This window comes from Paenibacillus sp. N3/727, from assembly GCF_022637315.1.
GTDB classification, from domain to species: domain Bacteria; phylum Bacillota; class Bacilli; order Paenibacillales; family Paenibacillaceae; genus Paenibacillus_AQ; species Paenibacillus_AQ uliginis.
Genome location: NZ_CP093336.1, coordinates 5647641 through 5662500, shown reverse-complemented (window position 1 = coordinate 5662500; position 14860 = coordinate 5647641). Strand labels below are relative to the sequence as shown.

Genomic DNA, 14860 nt, shown 5'->3' with positions numbered 1-14860 from the left:
GTGCTTACAAAAAGTCAGAGCCCGATCTATGGGTGATGGCGTGCCTTTTGTAGAATGAACCGGCGAGTTACGTTCCCATGCAAGGTTAAGGCGAGAAGCTGTAGCCGTAGCGAAAGCGAGTCTGAATAGGGCGCTTAAGTATGTGGACGTAGACCCGAAACCGTGTGATCTACCCCTGTCCAGGGTGAAGGTGCGGTAACACGCACTGGAGGCCCGAACCCACGTATGTTGAAAAATGCGGGGATGAGGTGGGGGTAGCGGAGAAATTCCAATCGAACTCGGAGATAGCTGGTTCTCCCCGAAATAGCTTTAGGGCTAGCCTCGGAATAAGAGTCGTGGAGGTAGAGCACTGATTGGGTGCGGGGCCCGCAAGGGTTACCAAGCTCAGTCAAACTCCGAATGCCATAGACTTATATCCGGGAGTCAGACAGTGAGTGCTAAGATCCATTGTCAAGAGGGAAACAGCCCAGACCATCAGCTAAGGTCCCCAAGTGTGTGTTAAGTGGGAAAGGATGTGGAGTTGCACAGACAACCAGGATGTTGGCTTAGAAGCAGCCACCATTTAAAGAGTGCGTAATAGCTCACTGGTCGAGTGACTCTGCGCCGAAAATGTAACGGGGCTAAACACACCACCGAAGCTATGGCTTGATGCTTTGCATCAGGGGTAGGGGAGCGTTGTATGTAGGTTGAAGGTGTACCGTAAGGAGCGCTGGACAGCATACAAGTGAGAATGCCGGTATGAGTAACGAAAAGATCAGTGAGAATCTGATCCGCCGAAAGCCCAAGGTTTCCTGAGGAAGGTTCGTCCGCTCAGGGTAAGTCGGGACCTAAGGTGAGGCCGAAAGGCGTAATCGAAGGACAACAGGTTGAAATTCCTGTACCACCGTAAACCGTTATGAACGATGGGGTGACGCAGGAGGGTAGTGACGCGGACTGATGGATGTCCGTCCAAGCAGTGAGGCTGATGTGTAGGCAAATCCGCACATCGATAAGGCTGGGCTGTGATGGGGAGTGAAAATTATAGTAGCGAAGGTCATGATCTCACACTGCCAAGAAAAGCCTCTAGTCAGGTGAAGGTGCCCGTACCGCAAACCGACACAGGTAGGCGAGAAGAGAATTCTAAGGCGCGCGGAAGAACTCTCGTTAAGGAACTCGGCAAAATGACCCCGTAACTTCGGGAGAAGGGGTGCCCCGGTAGTGTGAATAGCACGAGGGGGCCGCAGTGAAAAGGCCCAAGCGACTGTTTAACAAAAACACAGGTCTGTGCGAAGCCGTAAGGCGAAGTATACGGGCTGACGCCTGCCCGGTGCTGGAAGGTTAAGGGGAGTGGTTAGGGGTAACCCGAAGCTATGAACCGAAGCCCCAGTAAACGGCGGCCGTAACTATAACGGTCCTAAGGTAGCGAAATTCCTTGTCAGGTAAATTCTGACCCGCACGAATGGCGTAACGATTTGGGCGCTGTCTCAACGAGAGATCCGGTGAAATTTTAATACCTGTGAAGATGCAGGTTACCCGCGACAAGACGGAAAGACCCCATGGAGCTTTACTGCAGCTTGATATTGGATTTGGGTACGATCTGTACAGGATAGGTGGGAGCCTAAGAAACAGGAGCGCAAGCTTCTGTGGAGGCGCCGTTGGGATACCACCCTGATCGTATCTAGGTTCTAACCTAGTACCGTGAACCGGTGCGGGGACAGTGTCTGGTGGGCAGTTTGACTGGGGCGGTCGCCTCCTAAAGAGTAACGGAGGCGCCCCAAGGTTCCCTCAGAATGGTTGGAAATCATTCGAAGAGTGCAAAGGCATAAGGGAGCTTGACTGCGAGACCTACAAGTCGAGCAGGGACGAAAGTCGGGCTTAGTGATCCGGTGGTACCGCATGGAAGGGCCATCGCTCAACGGATAAAAGCTACCCTGGGGATAACAGGCTTATCTCCCCCAAGAGTCCACATCGACGGGGAGGTTTGGCACCTCGATGTCGGCTCATCGCATCCTGGGGCTGAAGTAGGTCCCAAGGGTTGGGCTGTTCGCCCATTAAAGCGGTACGCGAGCTGGGTTCAGAACGTCGTGAGACAGTTCGGTCCCTATCTGTCGTGGGCGTAGGAAATTTGAGAGGAGCTGTCCTTAGTACGAGAGGACCGGGATGGACGTACCGCTGGTGCACCAGTTGTTCCGCCAGGAGCATGGCTGGGTAGCTACGTACGGAAGGGATAAGCGCTGAAAGCATCTAAGCGTGAAGCCCCCCTCAAGATGAGATTTCCCAATTAGTAAGACCCCTTGAAGACGACGAGGTAGATAGGTTGGAGGTGGAAGTGCAGCAATGCATGGAGCTGACCAATACTAATCGGTCGAGGGCTTATCCTAAAAAATTCGCAAATGATGTTTCGTATCTAGTTTTCAAGTGATCAAACACTTGATCCGTTTGGTGGCGATAGCGGAAGGGTTCCACGCGTACCCATCCCGAACACGACCGTTAAGCCTTCCAGCGCCGATGGTACTTGGACCGAAGGGTCCCGGGAGAGTAGGACGTCGCCAAGCGGTATATATTCCCTGATAGCTCAGTTGGTAGAGCACTCGACTGTTAATCGAGTTGTCACAGGTTCGAGTCCTGTTCGGGGAGCCACTTGCTTCCATAGCTCAGTAGGTAGAGTGCATCCATGGTAAGGATGAGGTCACCGGTTCGATCCCGGTTGGAAGCTCCATTTTAGCAATGAGGCCCGTTGGTCAAGGGGTTAAGACACCTCCCTTTCACGGAGGTAACAGGGGTTCGAATCCCCTACGGGTCACCACTTATTTACTCGCTTTAAGCGATGAAAGTCCCATTATCCATACCAGTATGGAGGCTTAGCTCAGCTGGGAGAGCATCTGCCTTACAAGCAGAGGGTCGGGGGTTCGAACCCCTCAGCCTCCACCATTATTTTACTCATGTTCTGTTGCTGAATGGGACAGAATATAATCAATACCTCGTTATTGGGGATTAGCCAAGCGGTAAGGCAACGGACTTTGACTCCGTCATGCATAGGTTCGAATCCTATATCCCCAGCCACTTTACCTTAAAAAGTGAAGTGTGGCTTAGAAGGTAAATCCGAATACTTTTTCGGGGCCTTTAAATGCGAGCCATTAGCTCAGTTGGTAGAGCACCTGACTTTTAATCAGGGTGTCGAAGGTTCGAGTCCTTCATGGCTCACCATTAGTTTTACTTGTGCGCGTGTGGCGGAATTGGCAGACGCACTAGACTTAGGATCTAGCGTCTTTGACGTGGGGGTTCAAGTCCCTCCACGCGCACCATGTTTTTGCGGACGTGGCTCAGCGGTAGAGCATCGCCTTGCCAAGGCGAGGGTCGCGGGTTCGATTCCCGTCGTCCGCTCCATGATTTGCGCCCTTAGCTCAGCTGGATAGAGCGTTTGACTACGAATCAAAAGGCCGGGAGTTCGAATCTCTCAGGGCGCGCCATTTTTAATTCTTCATATGTAACGGGATGTAGCTCAGCTTGGTAGAGCACCTGGTTTGGGACCAGGGGGTCGCATGTTCAAATCGTGTCATCCCGATTGTTACATCTGCGGGTGTAGTTCAATGGTAGAACTCCAGCCTTCCAAGCTGGTAGCGTGGGTTCGATTCCCATCACCCGCTCCATACATAAAGCAGGACATCACAGTGTGTGATGTTTTTTTTACATATTGTCACCACACTCCTGCGAAGTGTCAACGTGTTAAAGCAATCACCAGTGAAAAATGAAGAAAAGATGAGGAATTATAAGGAGATTGATTCGTAAAAGTCGTGTAGATGTTTAGGCAGTATGTCTTTAAGTCGAATCCGTGAGAATTAGATAATCTGGTTTAACAAATAATTATACTGCAAACACTTGACCTTAGGTCTGACCCAAGGTGTATCGTTGAGATATTCCGAGCTTGTCCTACGGAGTGAACGCTATGAAGAGTGAAATCACAAGAAGAAATTTCCACTGTAAAAACGTCCTCTTTTGTCGATTTGGCGAATTTTTTCGGTTGGAAAGTAAAGATTTTCAGGCGCATTTATTGTATGATATTAGGAAGCATAAAAAGACAAACTGTTGAACGGGTTTAGATGGGAGGAGTAGCATGACTGAACTTACTGTAACCGCAAAAAGCAATTCCAATAATCTGCTGCGGCGTGATGTACGGTTCCTGGGAAACATTCTCGGTGAGGTTCTTGTCCACCAGGGGGGCAACGAGCTTTTAGATATAGTTGAGAAGATTCGCGAGACTAGCAAGTCATTACGTTCCGTATTTTTACCAGAATTATTCGCAGATTTTAAAAGGATCGTCAGCACGCTGGATCCGGACAATCGTCATCAAGTAATCAGAGCGTTCGCCATTTATTTTCAATTGGTTAACATCGCAGAGCAAAATCACCGGATACGCCGGAAACGCGATTATGAACGTTCCGCAGGTGAGAGTGTCCAGCCAGGATCGATCGAAAGTGCAGTCCAGGATTTGAAAGAGCGTAATTTTACGTATGAAGAAGTTCAAGACATTCTCGAAAGTCTTTCCTTGGAGCTCGTAATGACCGCACACCCTACAGAGGCAATGCGACGTGCCATTCTCGACATCCACAAAAGAATTTCAGAAGATGTTATGCTCCTTGATAACCCAACGCTCACATTCCGTGAAAGAGAACAGCTTCGTGAAAAACTTCTTAACGAGGTGATTACACTCTGGCAAACGGATGAGCTGCGCGACCGTAAGCCAACGGTATTGGATGAGGTTCGCAATGGTATGTATTATTTTCATGAAACGCTGTTTCACATTCTGCCAGAAGTTTATCAAGAACTTGAGCGCTGTCTTACTAAATTTTATCCCGGCTACAATTGGCATGTACCGACATATCTCCGCTTTGGTTCATGGATCGGTGGAGACCGTGACGGTAATCCTTCGGTAACAGCAGACATTACTTGGAAGACGCTAGAAATGCAGCGGAAACTGGCTATCCGGGAATACCAGCGTATTTTGACAGGGCTCATGAAAAATCTCAGCTTCAGTGCAACGATTGTTAACGTGTCCGATGAATTAAAGCAGTCTATCCGCAAGGACCGTGAGAATGTAACACTGAAGAAGATGGAAATTTGGCACAATGAGAAAGAGCCGTACCGTATCAAACTTGCTTATATGCTTGCCAAAATGGTCCACGTGCTGGATGAAAGCATGATTGGAGCAGAACGTTATCAGTCACCGGAAGAGTTTATTGAAGACTTGCAAATTATCGACCGCAGCCTGCGCCATCACTATGCTGACTATGTAGCGGATACTTATATTAAGAAACTGATTCGGCAGGTCGAACTGTTCGGATTCCACACAGCTACATTGGACATTCGGCAGCACAGTAAAGAGCATGAGAATGCAATGACTGAGATTTTAGCGAAAATGAACGTAGTCGAAGACTACTCTGCACTTGAAGAAGAAGAAAAGATTGAGCTTCTGAACAAACTGCTTAACGATCCGCGTCCGCTGACTACTCCTTATCAGGAATACAGCGACAGTACCGAAGAGTGCCTTGAGGTTTACCGTACAGTATACCGGGCGCAAAAGGAATTCGGTGTTAAGTGTGTCTCCAGTTATTTGATCAGCATGGCGGAAGGCGCCAGCGACATTATGGAGGTAATGGTATTTGCCAAGGAAGTTGGATTGTTCCGGAAGGATAACGATGGAACCATAGCAGCTACTCTTCAGGCTGTACCGTTGTTTGAAACGATCGAGGATCTCCACGCAGCTCCGGATATTATGCGCCGTCTGTTTAACCTCCCGATTTATCGTGAGGGTGTTAAGGCAATGAATGATCTCCAGGAGATTATGCTTGGCTATTCTGACAGTAACAAGGATGGCGGTGCAGCAACAGCCAACTGGGAGTTACAAGTTGCCATGAAGGACATTACCGCAGTTGGTAATGAATTCGGTGTGAAACTGAAATATTTCCATGGCCGTGGCGGTTCACTCGGACGTGGTGGCATGCCGCTTAACCGTAGTATTCTGGCGCAGCCTGCGAATACGATTGCTGGCGGCATCAAAATTACCGAGCAGGGTGAGGTTATTTCCTCTCGCTATTCCTTGCAGGGAATTGCATACCGTAGTCTTGAGCAGGCAACATCAGCGCTGATCCGTGCATCTATAATAGCCCGGTCACCGGAGGAAAATTCACACGAGAAGGAGTGGGAGCAGATCTCGGCCCGAATTTCGGCTGACTCCCAAAAGAAATACCAGGATTTGATTTTCCGTGATCCGGATTTCCTGAGCTTCTTCAAGGAATCCACACCGCTGCCTGAGGTAGGGGAACTGAATATTGGGTCCCGTCCCTCCAAACGTAAGAACAGTGACCGTTTTGAGGACCTGCGTGCCATCCCTTGGGTGTTTGCGTGGACTCAGAGCCGTTACCTGCTACCAGCTTGGTATGCGGCTGGTACGGGCCTACAGAGCTTCTATCAGGACAATGAAGAGAATCTGAAGATCCTGCAAGATATGTATGTTAACTATCCTTTCTTTACATCAATGATCGATACTCTGCAAATGGCGATGGCCAAAGCCGATCTCACCATTGCGAAGGAATACTCGCTGATGACGAAGAATGATGTGGCCCGGGAGCGGATATTCGGTCTGATTACAGAAGAATTTAAGCTTACGAAAGAAATGGTTCTCAAAATTACAGGGCAGCAGGAAATTCTGGATAATCAACCGGTATTGCAGGAATCTATACGACTCCGCAATCCGTATGTTGACCCGCTAAGCTATCTGCAGGTGCAGCTTCTGAATGAGCTGCGTGATCTGCGAGAAAAAGGTGAGGATGATCCGGATCTGCTGCGTGAAGTGCTGTTGACGATTAACGGTATTGCAGCAGGACTTCGTAATACAGGTTGATACCCTTTTTCGTGAAATATATACAGGGTTAGGGATAGTCAAAGGCGAGGTTCCCTGTGGGAGCCTTGCCTTTTGCATTGTTAGCAGAAACTGCGAATGCTTAGTACAGCTGTAATGAAGACTGTATTACAAAATTGATAAAGATAGAAATCGCAGTATCGCTGTGATTTCGAATTTTGTTGCATTTTCGAATAAGTTGAATTACCATTTGAATGATGCTTTTAGACTTTAGACGTTACCCATCAGACCATTCTGGGGGAATTATGGTGGACAATTTAGATGTGAGATTGGCGAAGCTGGCCCGAAAAGGGGACCAGCGTGCTTTTGCCGAAATAGTAGAGTTATATAAAGATAAGATTTTTCATCTGGCGTACCGGATGCTGAATAACCGGCATGAGGCTGAGGATATTGTTCAGGAGACGTTCTTACGCGTGTACAAGAACCTGGATCGATATGATGAGAATCAGAAATTTTCGACATGGATTTATCGGATTGGTACGAACTTATGTATAGACCGGTTACGCAAGCGCAAGCCATCTTACTCTCTCGACGCGGATATGAACGACCAAGAGGGAATGGATGGTTATTCGATGATACCGAGCGATGACCGCACACCGGAGTCGGAGATGCTGATATCCGAGACGCAGCGCATTATTCACCAGGCTATCGAGTCTCTTCCTGCAAAGTATAAGACGATTATGATACTACGGTATATTCAGGATATGTCACTTCAGGAGATTAGTGAGGTGCTTACTCTGCCGGTGACGACCATTAAAACAAGAGTTCACCGCGGGCGGGAGTTTTTACGTAAGAAACTCGAATTTAAATTATAGGTTTTTAAAAATAATGAAACATCGCCGCTTCCGGTGCGTATGAACATTAAGCAAGTCTTATGCCCCTGATGGGGAGTAGACCCAGCAAAGAGATTGAACGAAAGGACTGGCTCATATGGATTGCAAATTGGCCGTCTCTTTGATGCACGATTATCTGGATAACGATTTGTCCAGACAGCAGCAGCTGGAACTTAAATCCCATTTGCTGCAATGTGTTGACTGCCGGAATAGGTTCGAGGAGCTGGAGCAGACAGACATGCTTCTGTATTCCTTGACACATCATGCCACAGGGCCTTCTGACGATCTGGCGGACCGGATTATGGGAATGCTACCTCAGCAAAAGAAGCAAAAGCTTTGGTTAACTTGGATAAAGAATCACCCGGCAATCACGGCTGCTGCTCTTTTTCTGGTCGTAATGCTCTTTAGTACCGTCAGCTTCTGGAGCCAGGAGAATCAACTGATCGTTAAAGGCAGTGAACTCGACAAGCTTATCATCGAAGGAAATACGGTTATTATTCCACCAGATCAGATTATTACGGGTGATATAACTGTGGAGAACGGAAAGGCACAGGTTTTCGGACAGGTTCAAGGAAACTTAACCGTTATCGACGGAGAGCTTTTTCAAGCCTCTACGGCCCATATATCTGGACAAGTGAAGGATATAGATAAAGCAATGGATTGGATCTGGTATAAGATTACCAATCTGTTTTCGGATGTCGCTTACCGCTAAGATGAAGTTTGCACCTTGATGAATAACGGCGCCTCTTTTCTCCGAAAAGACGGCGCCTTTTTTGTGGCTTTTGTTATTTTTTTTATCCTGTAAATGGGGCCTGACTTGCATCGTGAGGATTAACGTTATAACCTAGATAGTGTAGAGCACATACTACATCTAAAGACGCAAGCGTTATTAAGCAATGACGGGGGTTGCAGTATGGAGTATTTTACGGACTTAACCTGGAAAGAGTCCATTAAGGATATTATCGATATACTAATCGTTACCTATATTATTTATCATCTGATACTACTTGTCCGCGGTACCCGGGCTGTTCAGTTGCTGAAAGGGATTTTGGTGTTGGTGCTCATCTGGGCGCTCAGTACCTGGTTTGACCTTTATACACTGAAATGGCTGATGAACCAAATCTTCACGTTTGGTGTCTTGGCGGTCTTTATTATATTCCAGCCGGAATTGAGACGGGGATTGGAGCAGCTAGGACGCGGGAAGCTGTTCGGAAGGTCAGCAGATATTGATGAAGAGACCAATAAATTAATAGCAGAAACCATTAAAGCAGTGAATTATTTATCACGGCGGAAGATCGGGGCACTGATCGTTTTTGAGCGGACAACCGGTCTGAATGAATTTGTGGAATCCGGTATTCCTATGCGGTCCGTGATCAGCTCAGAGTTGTTTATCAACATTTTCATCCCTAACACGCCACTTCACGATGGTGCGGTGATCATTCAGAGTAATCAAATTGCAGCGGCAGGATGTTATTTACCGTTGTCGGAGAACCCCTTTATTAGTAAGGAACTCGGGACCCGGCACCGGGCAGCGATTGGAATTAGTGAGGTGGGTGACGCTATCTCTGTCGTCGTTTCTGAGGAAACGGGACAGGTATCCCTTGCGATTAACGGACAGGTTGTCCGTGATATTAAGGAAGAATCACTCATATCCAAACTGTATGAAGAGCTGCGCCCTGCCGCATCCATAAAGGAGAAACGTTCGTTCTTCTGGAAACGGAAGGGAGACGGTGATAATGGAAAAGTGGTTTAAAAACAACATGGTATTAAAACTCATGGCACTAGCGGTTAGCGTATTGCTGTGGGCAATGGTTCATATGGACAGCGGAGCTCCAACTCCGCCAACGACCATTATTGATACGAATGTAATTGAAGATGTCAAAATCCAGACGTATGGCTTTGATGATAGTGAATATGCGCTGACGGGCATCAACATTGACCGTGTGAATCTGGAGGTTCGAGGTAAGCGGTCAGATCTGACCACGATATTTTCAGATGAATATAAGGTGAAGCTGGACCTAAGCAGTGTAAAGAAGCCGGGCACCCATACTCTTCCACTGACGTACTCACTTCCGGCAGGAGTGGAACTGGTATCCATGGACCCGTCTATGGTGACGGTAACTGTAGAGGAACGCATCTCCAAACCCGTTACAGTAAGTATTGGAACTAAAGGAGAGCCCGCCAAGGATTATCGGGCAGGTGAACCTGTGACAATCGAACCGGGGAGCGTAAATGTTACCCTTCCCGAATCAGAGCTTGCTACCTTGGCTCAAGTGAGAGGGACCGTGGATCTGGATGGGGCAAAAGAAAATATCGTGGAAAAAAAGGTGAAGCTCGCCGCATATAATAAGGAAGGAAAAGTGATGGAGGATGCGATTATTGAGCCTTCTTCCGTAGCTGTGGAAATTCCTGTGGAAGCTTCGTTCGTCACGGTTCCTCTTGAGATGGAATATACGGGACGACTGCCCGAAGATCTGGTTCTTTCCAAAGTGAATCCGAAAGTTAAAGAGGTTAAGTTGTTCGGAAGTAAAGAAGCATTAGCAGGAGCAAAGTCCTATACAGGAGTTACTGTTAATTTAGGAAATGTAAGACATTCAGGGACAACGGTTCTTACGGCCGACTTGACGCCGCCTGAAGGTTTTGAGAAAATCGAGCCTAGTTCCGTTCAGGTTGAGATTACCGCTGTCTCGCATGGTGAACGTGTGATGGATGGAATCCCTGTTTCTTTGAAGGGAGTTCCTTCCGGAATGGAAGCCACCATAACGGAACCGAAGAGTCAATCCATGTCGATGACGCTGACTGGTGCACCGGATCTGCTGAACAGTCTGCAGCCCACAGACATTGGATTGGTTGCAAATGTAGCTGGCTTGAATGCAGGCGTGCATGACATACCGCTTCAGGTTACGCTGCCCAATTTGATTAATCGGGTGGACCAGAAGCGGCTTGTTGTAAAAGTGGAGTTGAAGGAAACTGATAAACCGGTGACCACTGAACCAATTCCCAAGCCGGATGAAGGTAAAGATAAGGAAAAGCCGGATGAGCCACAAGACAAACCTGGTTCTGGCACCGACAATGGATCGGGAGATGGCCAGACTGGTGGCGGTGAGGGCGGTGATCATTCCGGTACAGAACCTCCCACGGGAGAGGGAAGCGAAGAGGAAACTCCAACACGGAATAGCACGGATATACCAAACGAATGACAATATAAAGAGTAGGACAAAAGGAGCTAACGTAACATGGGGAAATATTTTGGAACAGATGGTGTCAGAGGGGTTGCCAATAAAGAACTAACTGCTGAATTAGCATATAGCATTGGACGCTGCGGAGGATATGTTCTCACAGGAGACAAGGAAAAGCCAACTGTTGTTATCGGTATGGATACCCGGGTATCCGGTGCAATGCTGGAGTCTTCTCTGGTAGCTGGACTACTGTCCATCGGTGCGCATGTGGTTCGCTTAGGCATTGTATCGACGCCTGCAGTAGCATATATTACAAGACTGCTTAAAGCAGACGCTGGGGTTATGATTTCCGCTTCCCACAATCCGGTAGAGGATAACGGTATTAAGTTTTTCGGTGGAGACGGCTTTAAGCTGTCTGATGAAACAGAGCTGAAGATCGAGGAATTGATGGATGCGGAAACCGATGAGCTTCCTCGTCCGGTAGGTAAGGATCTCGGCGAAGTGATTGTGGATAATGAATCAAAATATAAATACTTGGAGTATATCAAGACAACAATCAGCAACCGCTTTGACGGATTGAAAGTTGTATTGGATTGCGCGAACGGAGCAGCTTATGAGCTTGCGCCTAAATTGTTCCGTGAGCTCGGAGCAGAGGTTATAGCAATTGGTGCTGAGCCGAACGGCTTAAATATTAACGATGAATGTGGATCGACACATCCGGAGTTTTTGAAGGCAGAAGTGATCCGTCATGGAGCTGACCTGGGGCTGGCTTTTGATGGCGATGCAGACCGGCTGATTGCGATTGATCATACGGGTGAAGAAGTGGATGGCGACTTCATTCTGTGTATTTGTGGTGAAGCCATGAATCAGGCAGGCAAGTTAAAGGAAGGTACAGTTGTATCTACCGTCATGAGTAATATTGGTTTCTATAAGGCATGTGACACGTTGAAACTAAAAACTGCTAAAACTGCTGTAGGCGACCGTTATGTCATGGAAGAAATGCGCCGTGGGGGATACAACTTAGGCGGTGAGCAATCGGGGCATGTCATTTTCCTGGATTACAATACGACGGGTGACGGTATTTTGACGGGTATTCAGCTTGTGGACACGATCGTATCTTCTGGAAAACGTCTAAGTGAGCTGAAGTCCAGTATGCGAAAATATCCGCAGGTGCTTGTAAATGTTCGCGTAGGCGACAAGAGCAAGTATGAGGGGAATGCTCAGATCGAGGCAGCTATTACGGAAGTTGAGCAGTTGCTTGGTGACAATGGCCGTGTATTGGTTCGTCCTTCAGGAACAGAGTCTTTGATCCGAGTTATGGCCGAAGGTCCGGATAAGGATGAGCTTGATCGCTTTGTGACACAGATTGCTGATGTAGTAAAGCGGGAGCTGGCGTAAGCCGCAGGGTGTGTTTTTAGAGGATATGGGGCTAGGCCTTGCTTGGGCCGGTGGGACTAAAAAAATGGTTTCACCGGCTTTGTTGCGAGGTTTATTATTGTTAAGGCGTCCGGGAGTGGAAGTGTGGCCCAGTTGCCAAACCTGTGCCGCATGAATATAATAAAGAAATGTTATTCAAAGATAGAGAGCGAGGATCGTGAGGTTACGAAGTTACACAAGCGCCAGAGCTTGAGACTGCGCGGGAACGGCTATGCTGTGAAAGAGAAGTTGCCTTGATTACGGGCTAACTGATTTTCTTTTTCATAGATTGGGCCATCGGCAGAGCAAGCTGACGAGGTGGAGGTGTTCGAATTGTTCGGCGGGGACCTCCCGGTAATCTGCACCAACCGTAAGCCGGATCGGAAAATGAGTGGGCGACCGTTCATACAACGTACCGGCGGGTGCTATCATCATACTAACTTAAAACATGAGTGTGCGATGAACGCGGTCAACGCGGCGGAAGAAGAGTGCATTCATGACGATTCAATCGGAATATATAATTATCTGATGTTATTGGAACGTTGAAAATTGAATAATTCATTCTTCTTTTGATATGCCGCACAAGTGTGCCGCGTTCTTTTCCACACGATCCTATATGGAAAATCGAACGGAGGAATATTACTATGTGTGGTATTGTCGGATATATTGGAAATCAGAAGACTCAGTCGGTGTTGATCGATGGATTGAAAAAGCTGGAGTATCGCGGGTACGATTCAGCGGGAATCGCCGTGTTTACAGACAAAGGTCTTCGTGTCACAAAAGCGCAGGGACGTCTTGCCAATCTGGAATCCAAGCTGGAGGACGCTCCACTTGTCGGTACAGCCGGGATTGGGCATACCCGCTGGGCAACGCACGGGAAACCTTCGGACGTGAACTCCCATCCGCATACGGATGAGAGCCAGAAGTTCTCGGTAGTTCACAACGGGATTGTGGAGAACTATCTGGAGCTGAAGGAAGAGCTGATGGAGCAGGGACACCATTTTGTGTCTGAGACGGATACAGAGGTTATTTCCCATCTGGTTGCACGCGAGTATGATGGAGATATTGTTAAAGCGGTACAGAAGGCTATCTCCTTCATGAGAGGCGCATTTGCTCTTGGTGTGCTGACTGAGTATGAGCCTGATAAATTGGTCGCTGTGCGTCAAGCCAGCCCGCTGATTATCGGTCTTGGTGATGGAGAGAACTTCATTGGTTCTGATATTCCGGCGATTTTGAAATATACGCGCAATGTTTACATTTTGAATGACGGGGAGATGGCATTGCTTACAGCAGATGCTGTCGAACTGATGACAATTAAGGGGAACTTTATTTCTCGGGAAATGATTCGTGTCGATTGGGATGCCGTTACTGCAGAAAAAGGCGGTTTCGATCACTTCATGCTGAAGGAGATCCATGAACAGCCTAGAGCATACCGTGATACGATGCTGGGACGCGTTGATGAAAGCGGCCGTAAGGTTGTATTGTCCGATCTGAAGCTGAGCAAGGATCAGATTGCGAATATTCGTAATATTCAGATCGTTGCATGCGGTACCGCGTATCATGCCGGCCTTATCGGACGTAGTGTCATCGAATCATTGGTTCGGATCCCTGTTGAAAATGACGTGGCATCTGAATACCGCTACCGTTCCCCTATCGTTACACCGGAGACTCTTGTCATCGTGGTCAGCCAATCCGGCGAGACAGCGGACACACTGGCTGGACTGCGTGAAGCTAAAAGTAATGGTGCTCACGTATTGGCGATCACAAACGTAGTGGGAAGCTCGATTGCCCGTGAAGCGGATGATGTGCTTGGAACGTTGGCTGGTCCGGAAATTGCCGTGGCGTCAACCAAAGCCTATACATCACAGCTGATTGCGTTTTATCTATTCGGTCTGTATTTGGCTCAAGTTCGCGGTACTATTACCGAGGAAGCTTCAGCTGGAATTCTGGCCGCTATGGAAGCTCTGCCAGAGCAGGTTGAGTCCATGCTGGCGAATACCGAAGCCATTAAAAATTACGCAGAGCAAATTTCGAAGCATGAGCATTTGTTCTTCATCGGTCGCGGTCAAGACTTTGCTGTCGCTCAGGAAGGCTCGCTCAAGCTGAAAGAAATCTCCTACATTCACTCTGAAGCGTACGCTGCAGGTGAATTGAAACACGGTACGCTTGCTCTCATTGAGGACGGTATCCCTGTGATCGCCCTAGCGACTCAGGAGGATGTTCTTGAGAAAACCGTGAGCAACATCAAGGAAGTGAAGGCGCGCGGTGCTGATGTTATGGTTATCACACATGAAGAGCATGTAGTAAACCTGCTGAAGTCCGTGGATCAAGCCTTTGCAATTCCGAAGACACTGCCGATCCTTACAGCGGCATTGTCCGTAGTACCACTGCAGCTGCTGGCATACTACGCATCTCTTGCGCTGGGTCATGACGTGGATAAACCGCGTAATCTGGCGAAGAGCGTGACGGTGGAGTAGGTAAGACGTGCTTGTGTGATTTATTGTAGGTTTAAAATAAAGTTCGATAATTTGTGA

At 48.0% G+C, this 14860-nt stretch carries 7 protein-coding genes, 11 tRNA genes and 2 rRNA genes (1 of these 20 running past the window's edge); all 20 read left to right on the top strand.

Translation table 11 applies throughout. The features are described 5' to 3' along the window. Window positions 1–2360 (top strand): 23S ribosomal RNA (locus MNQ98_RS26455); it begins 566 nt to the left of the window's first position. Window positions 2361–2417: 57 nt separating this feature from the next. Next, window positions 2418–2534: ribosomal RNA gene (gene rrf / locus MNQ98_RS26450) — 5S ribosomal RNA — on the top strand. Window positions 2535–2543: 9 nt separating this feature from the next. Continuing rightward, window positions 2544–2619 (top strand) — tRNA-Asn (locus MNQ98_RS26445). Window positions 2620–2622: 3 nt separating this feature from the next. Continuing rightward, window positions 2623–2698 (top strand) — tRNA-Thr (locus MNQ98_RS26440). A gap of 12 nt (window positions 2699–2710) precedes the next feature. Beyond that, a tRNA-Glu gene (locus MNQ98_RS26435) sits at window positions 2711–2785 on the top strand. Window positions 2786–2834: 49 nt separating this feature from the next. Then, window positions 2835–2910, top strand: a tRNA-Val gene (locus MNQ98_RS26430). A 57-nt stretch (window positions 2911–2967) separates the two neighbouring features. After that, window positions 2968–3042 (top strand) — tRNA-Gln (locus MNQ98_RS26425). Between the two features lie 68 nt (window positions 3043–3110). Then, window positions 3111–3186, top strand: a tRNA-Lys gene (locus tag MNQ98_RS26420). Window positions 3187–3200: 14 nt separating this feature from the next. Beyond that, window positions 3201–3284, top strand: a tRNA-Leu gene (locus tag MNQ98_RS26415). 7 nt (window positions 3285–3291) lie between these two features. Then, a tRNA-Gly gene (locus MNQ98_RS26410) sits at window positions 3292–3366 on the top strand. A 6-nt stretch (window positions 3367–3372) separates the two neighbouring features. Then, window positions 3373–3449, top strand: a tRNA-Arg gene (locus tag MNQ98_RS26405). Between the two features lie 21 nt (window positions 3450–3470). After that, window positions 3471–3544 (top strand) — tRNA-Pro (locus MNQ98_RS26400). 11 nt (window positions 3545–3555) lie between these two features. Continuing rightward, window positions 3556–3629 (top strand) — tRNA-Gly (locus tag MNQ98_RS26395). 464 nt (window positions 3630–4093) lie between these two features. Then, entirely contained in the window at window positions 4094–6880 is a 2787-nt protein-coding gene (gene ppc, locus MNQ98_RS26390; RefSeq protein ID WP_241930865.1) for a phosphoenolpyruvate carboxylase, read from the top strand. Between the two features lie 263 nt (window positions 6881–7143). Further along, window positions 7144–7713, top strand: a complete 570-nt coding sequence (sigW, locus tag MNQ98_RS26385; RefSeq protein ID WP_208917639.1) for an RNA polymerase sigma factor SigW — start codon at window positions 7144–7146, stop codon at window positions 7711–7713. Window positions 7714–7828: 115 nt separating this feature from the next. Further along, a complete protein-coding gene (locus MNQ98_RS26380; protein WP_241930864.1) occupies window positions 7829–8443 on the top strand; it encodes a zf-HC2 domain-containing protein in 615 nt (204 codons plus the stop codon). A 201-nt stretch (window positions 8444–8644) separates the two neighbouring features. Next, window positions 8645–9484 (top strand): diadenylate cyclase CdaA, encoded by an 840-nt coding sequence (cdaA, locus tag MNQ98_RS26375; protein ID WP_208917641.1) that lies wholly within the window; start codon window positions 8645–8647, stop codon window positions 9482–9484. Further along, window positions 9468–10931, top strand: coding sequence for a CdaR family protein (locus MNQ98_RS26370; protein WP_241930863.1), 1464 nt, complete (start codon window positions 9468–9470; stop codon window positions 10929–10931). Before cdaA ends, MNQ98_RS26370 begins: the two co-directional genes overlap by 17 nt. A gap of 36 nt (window positions 10932–10967) precedes the next feature. Next, window positions 10968–12308, top strand: coding sequence for a phosphoglucosamine mutase (glmM, locus tag MNQ98_RS26365; protein ID WP_241930862.1), 1341 nt, complete (start codon window positions 10968–10970; stop codon window positions 12306–12308). Window positions 12309–12970: 662 nt separating this feature from the next. Further along, a complete protein-coding gene (glmS, locus tag MNQ98_RS26360; RefSeq protein WP_241930861.1) occupies window positions 12971–14803 on the top strand; it encodes a glutamine--fructose-6-phosphate transaminase (isomerizing) in 1833 nt (610 codons plus the stop codon). The last annotated feature ends 57 nt before the right edge of the window (window positions 14804–14860 follow it).

Excerpts from the sequence above, each read along its gene's own strand:
- ppc (WP_241930865.1), top strand. The coding sequence starts at position 4,094 with ATGACTGAACTTACTGTAACCGCAAAAAGCAATTCCAATAATCTGCTG.
- sigW (WP_208917639.1), top strand. The coding sequence starts at position 7,144 with ATGGTGGACAATTTAGATGTGAGATTGGCGAAGCTGGCCCGAAAAGGG.
- MNQ98_RS26380 (WP_241930864.1), top strand. The coding sequence starts at position 7,829 with ATGGATTGCAAATTGGCCGTCTCTTTGATGCACGATTATCTGGATAAC.
- cdaA (WP_208917641.1), top strand. The coding sequence starts at position 8,645 with ATGGAGTATTTTACGGACTTAACCTGGAAAGAGTCCATTAAGGATATT.
- MNQ98_RS26370 (WP_241930863.1), top strand. The coding sequence starts at position 9,468 with ATGGAAAAGTGGTTTAAAAACAACATGGTATTAAAACTCATGGCACTA.
- glmM (WP_241930862.1), top strand. The coding sequence starts at position 10,968 with ATGGGGAAATATTTTGGAACAGATGGTGTCAGAGGGGTTGCCAATAAA.
- glmS (WP_241930861.1), top strand. The coding sequence starts at position 12,971 with ATGTGTGGTATTGTCGGATATATTGGAAATCAGAAGACTCAGTCGGTG.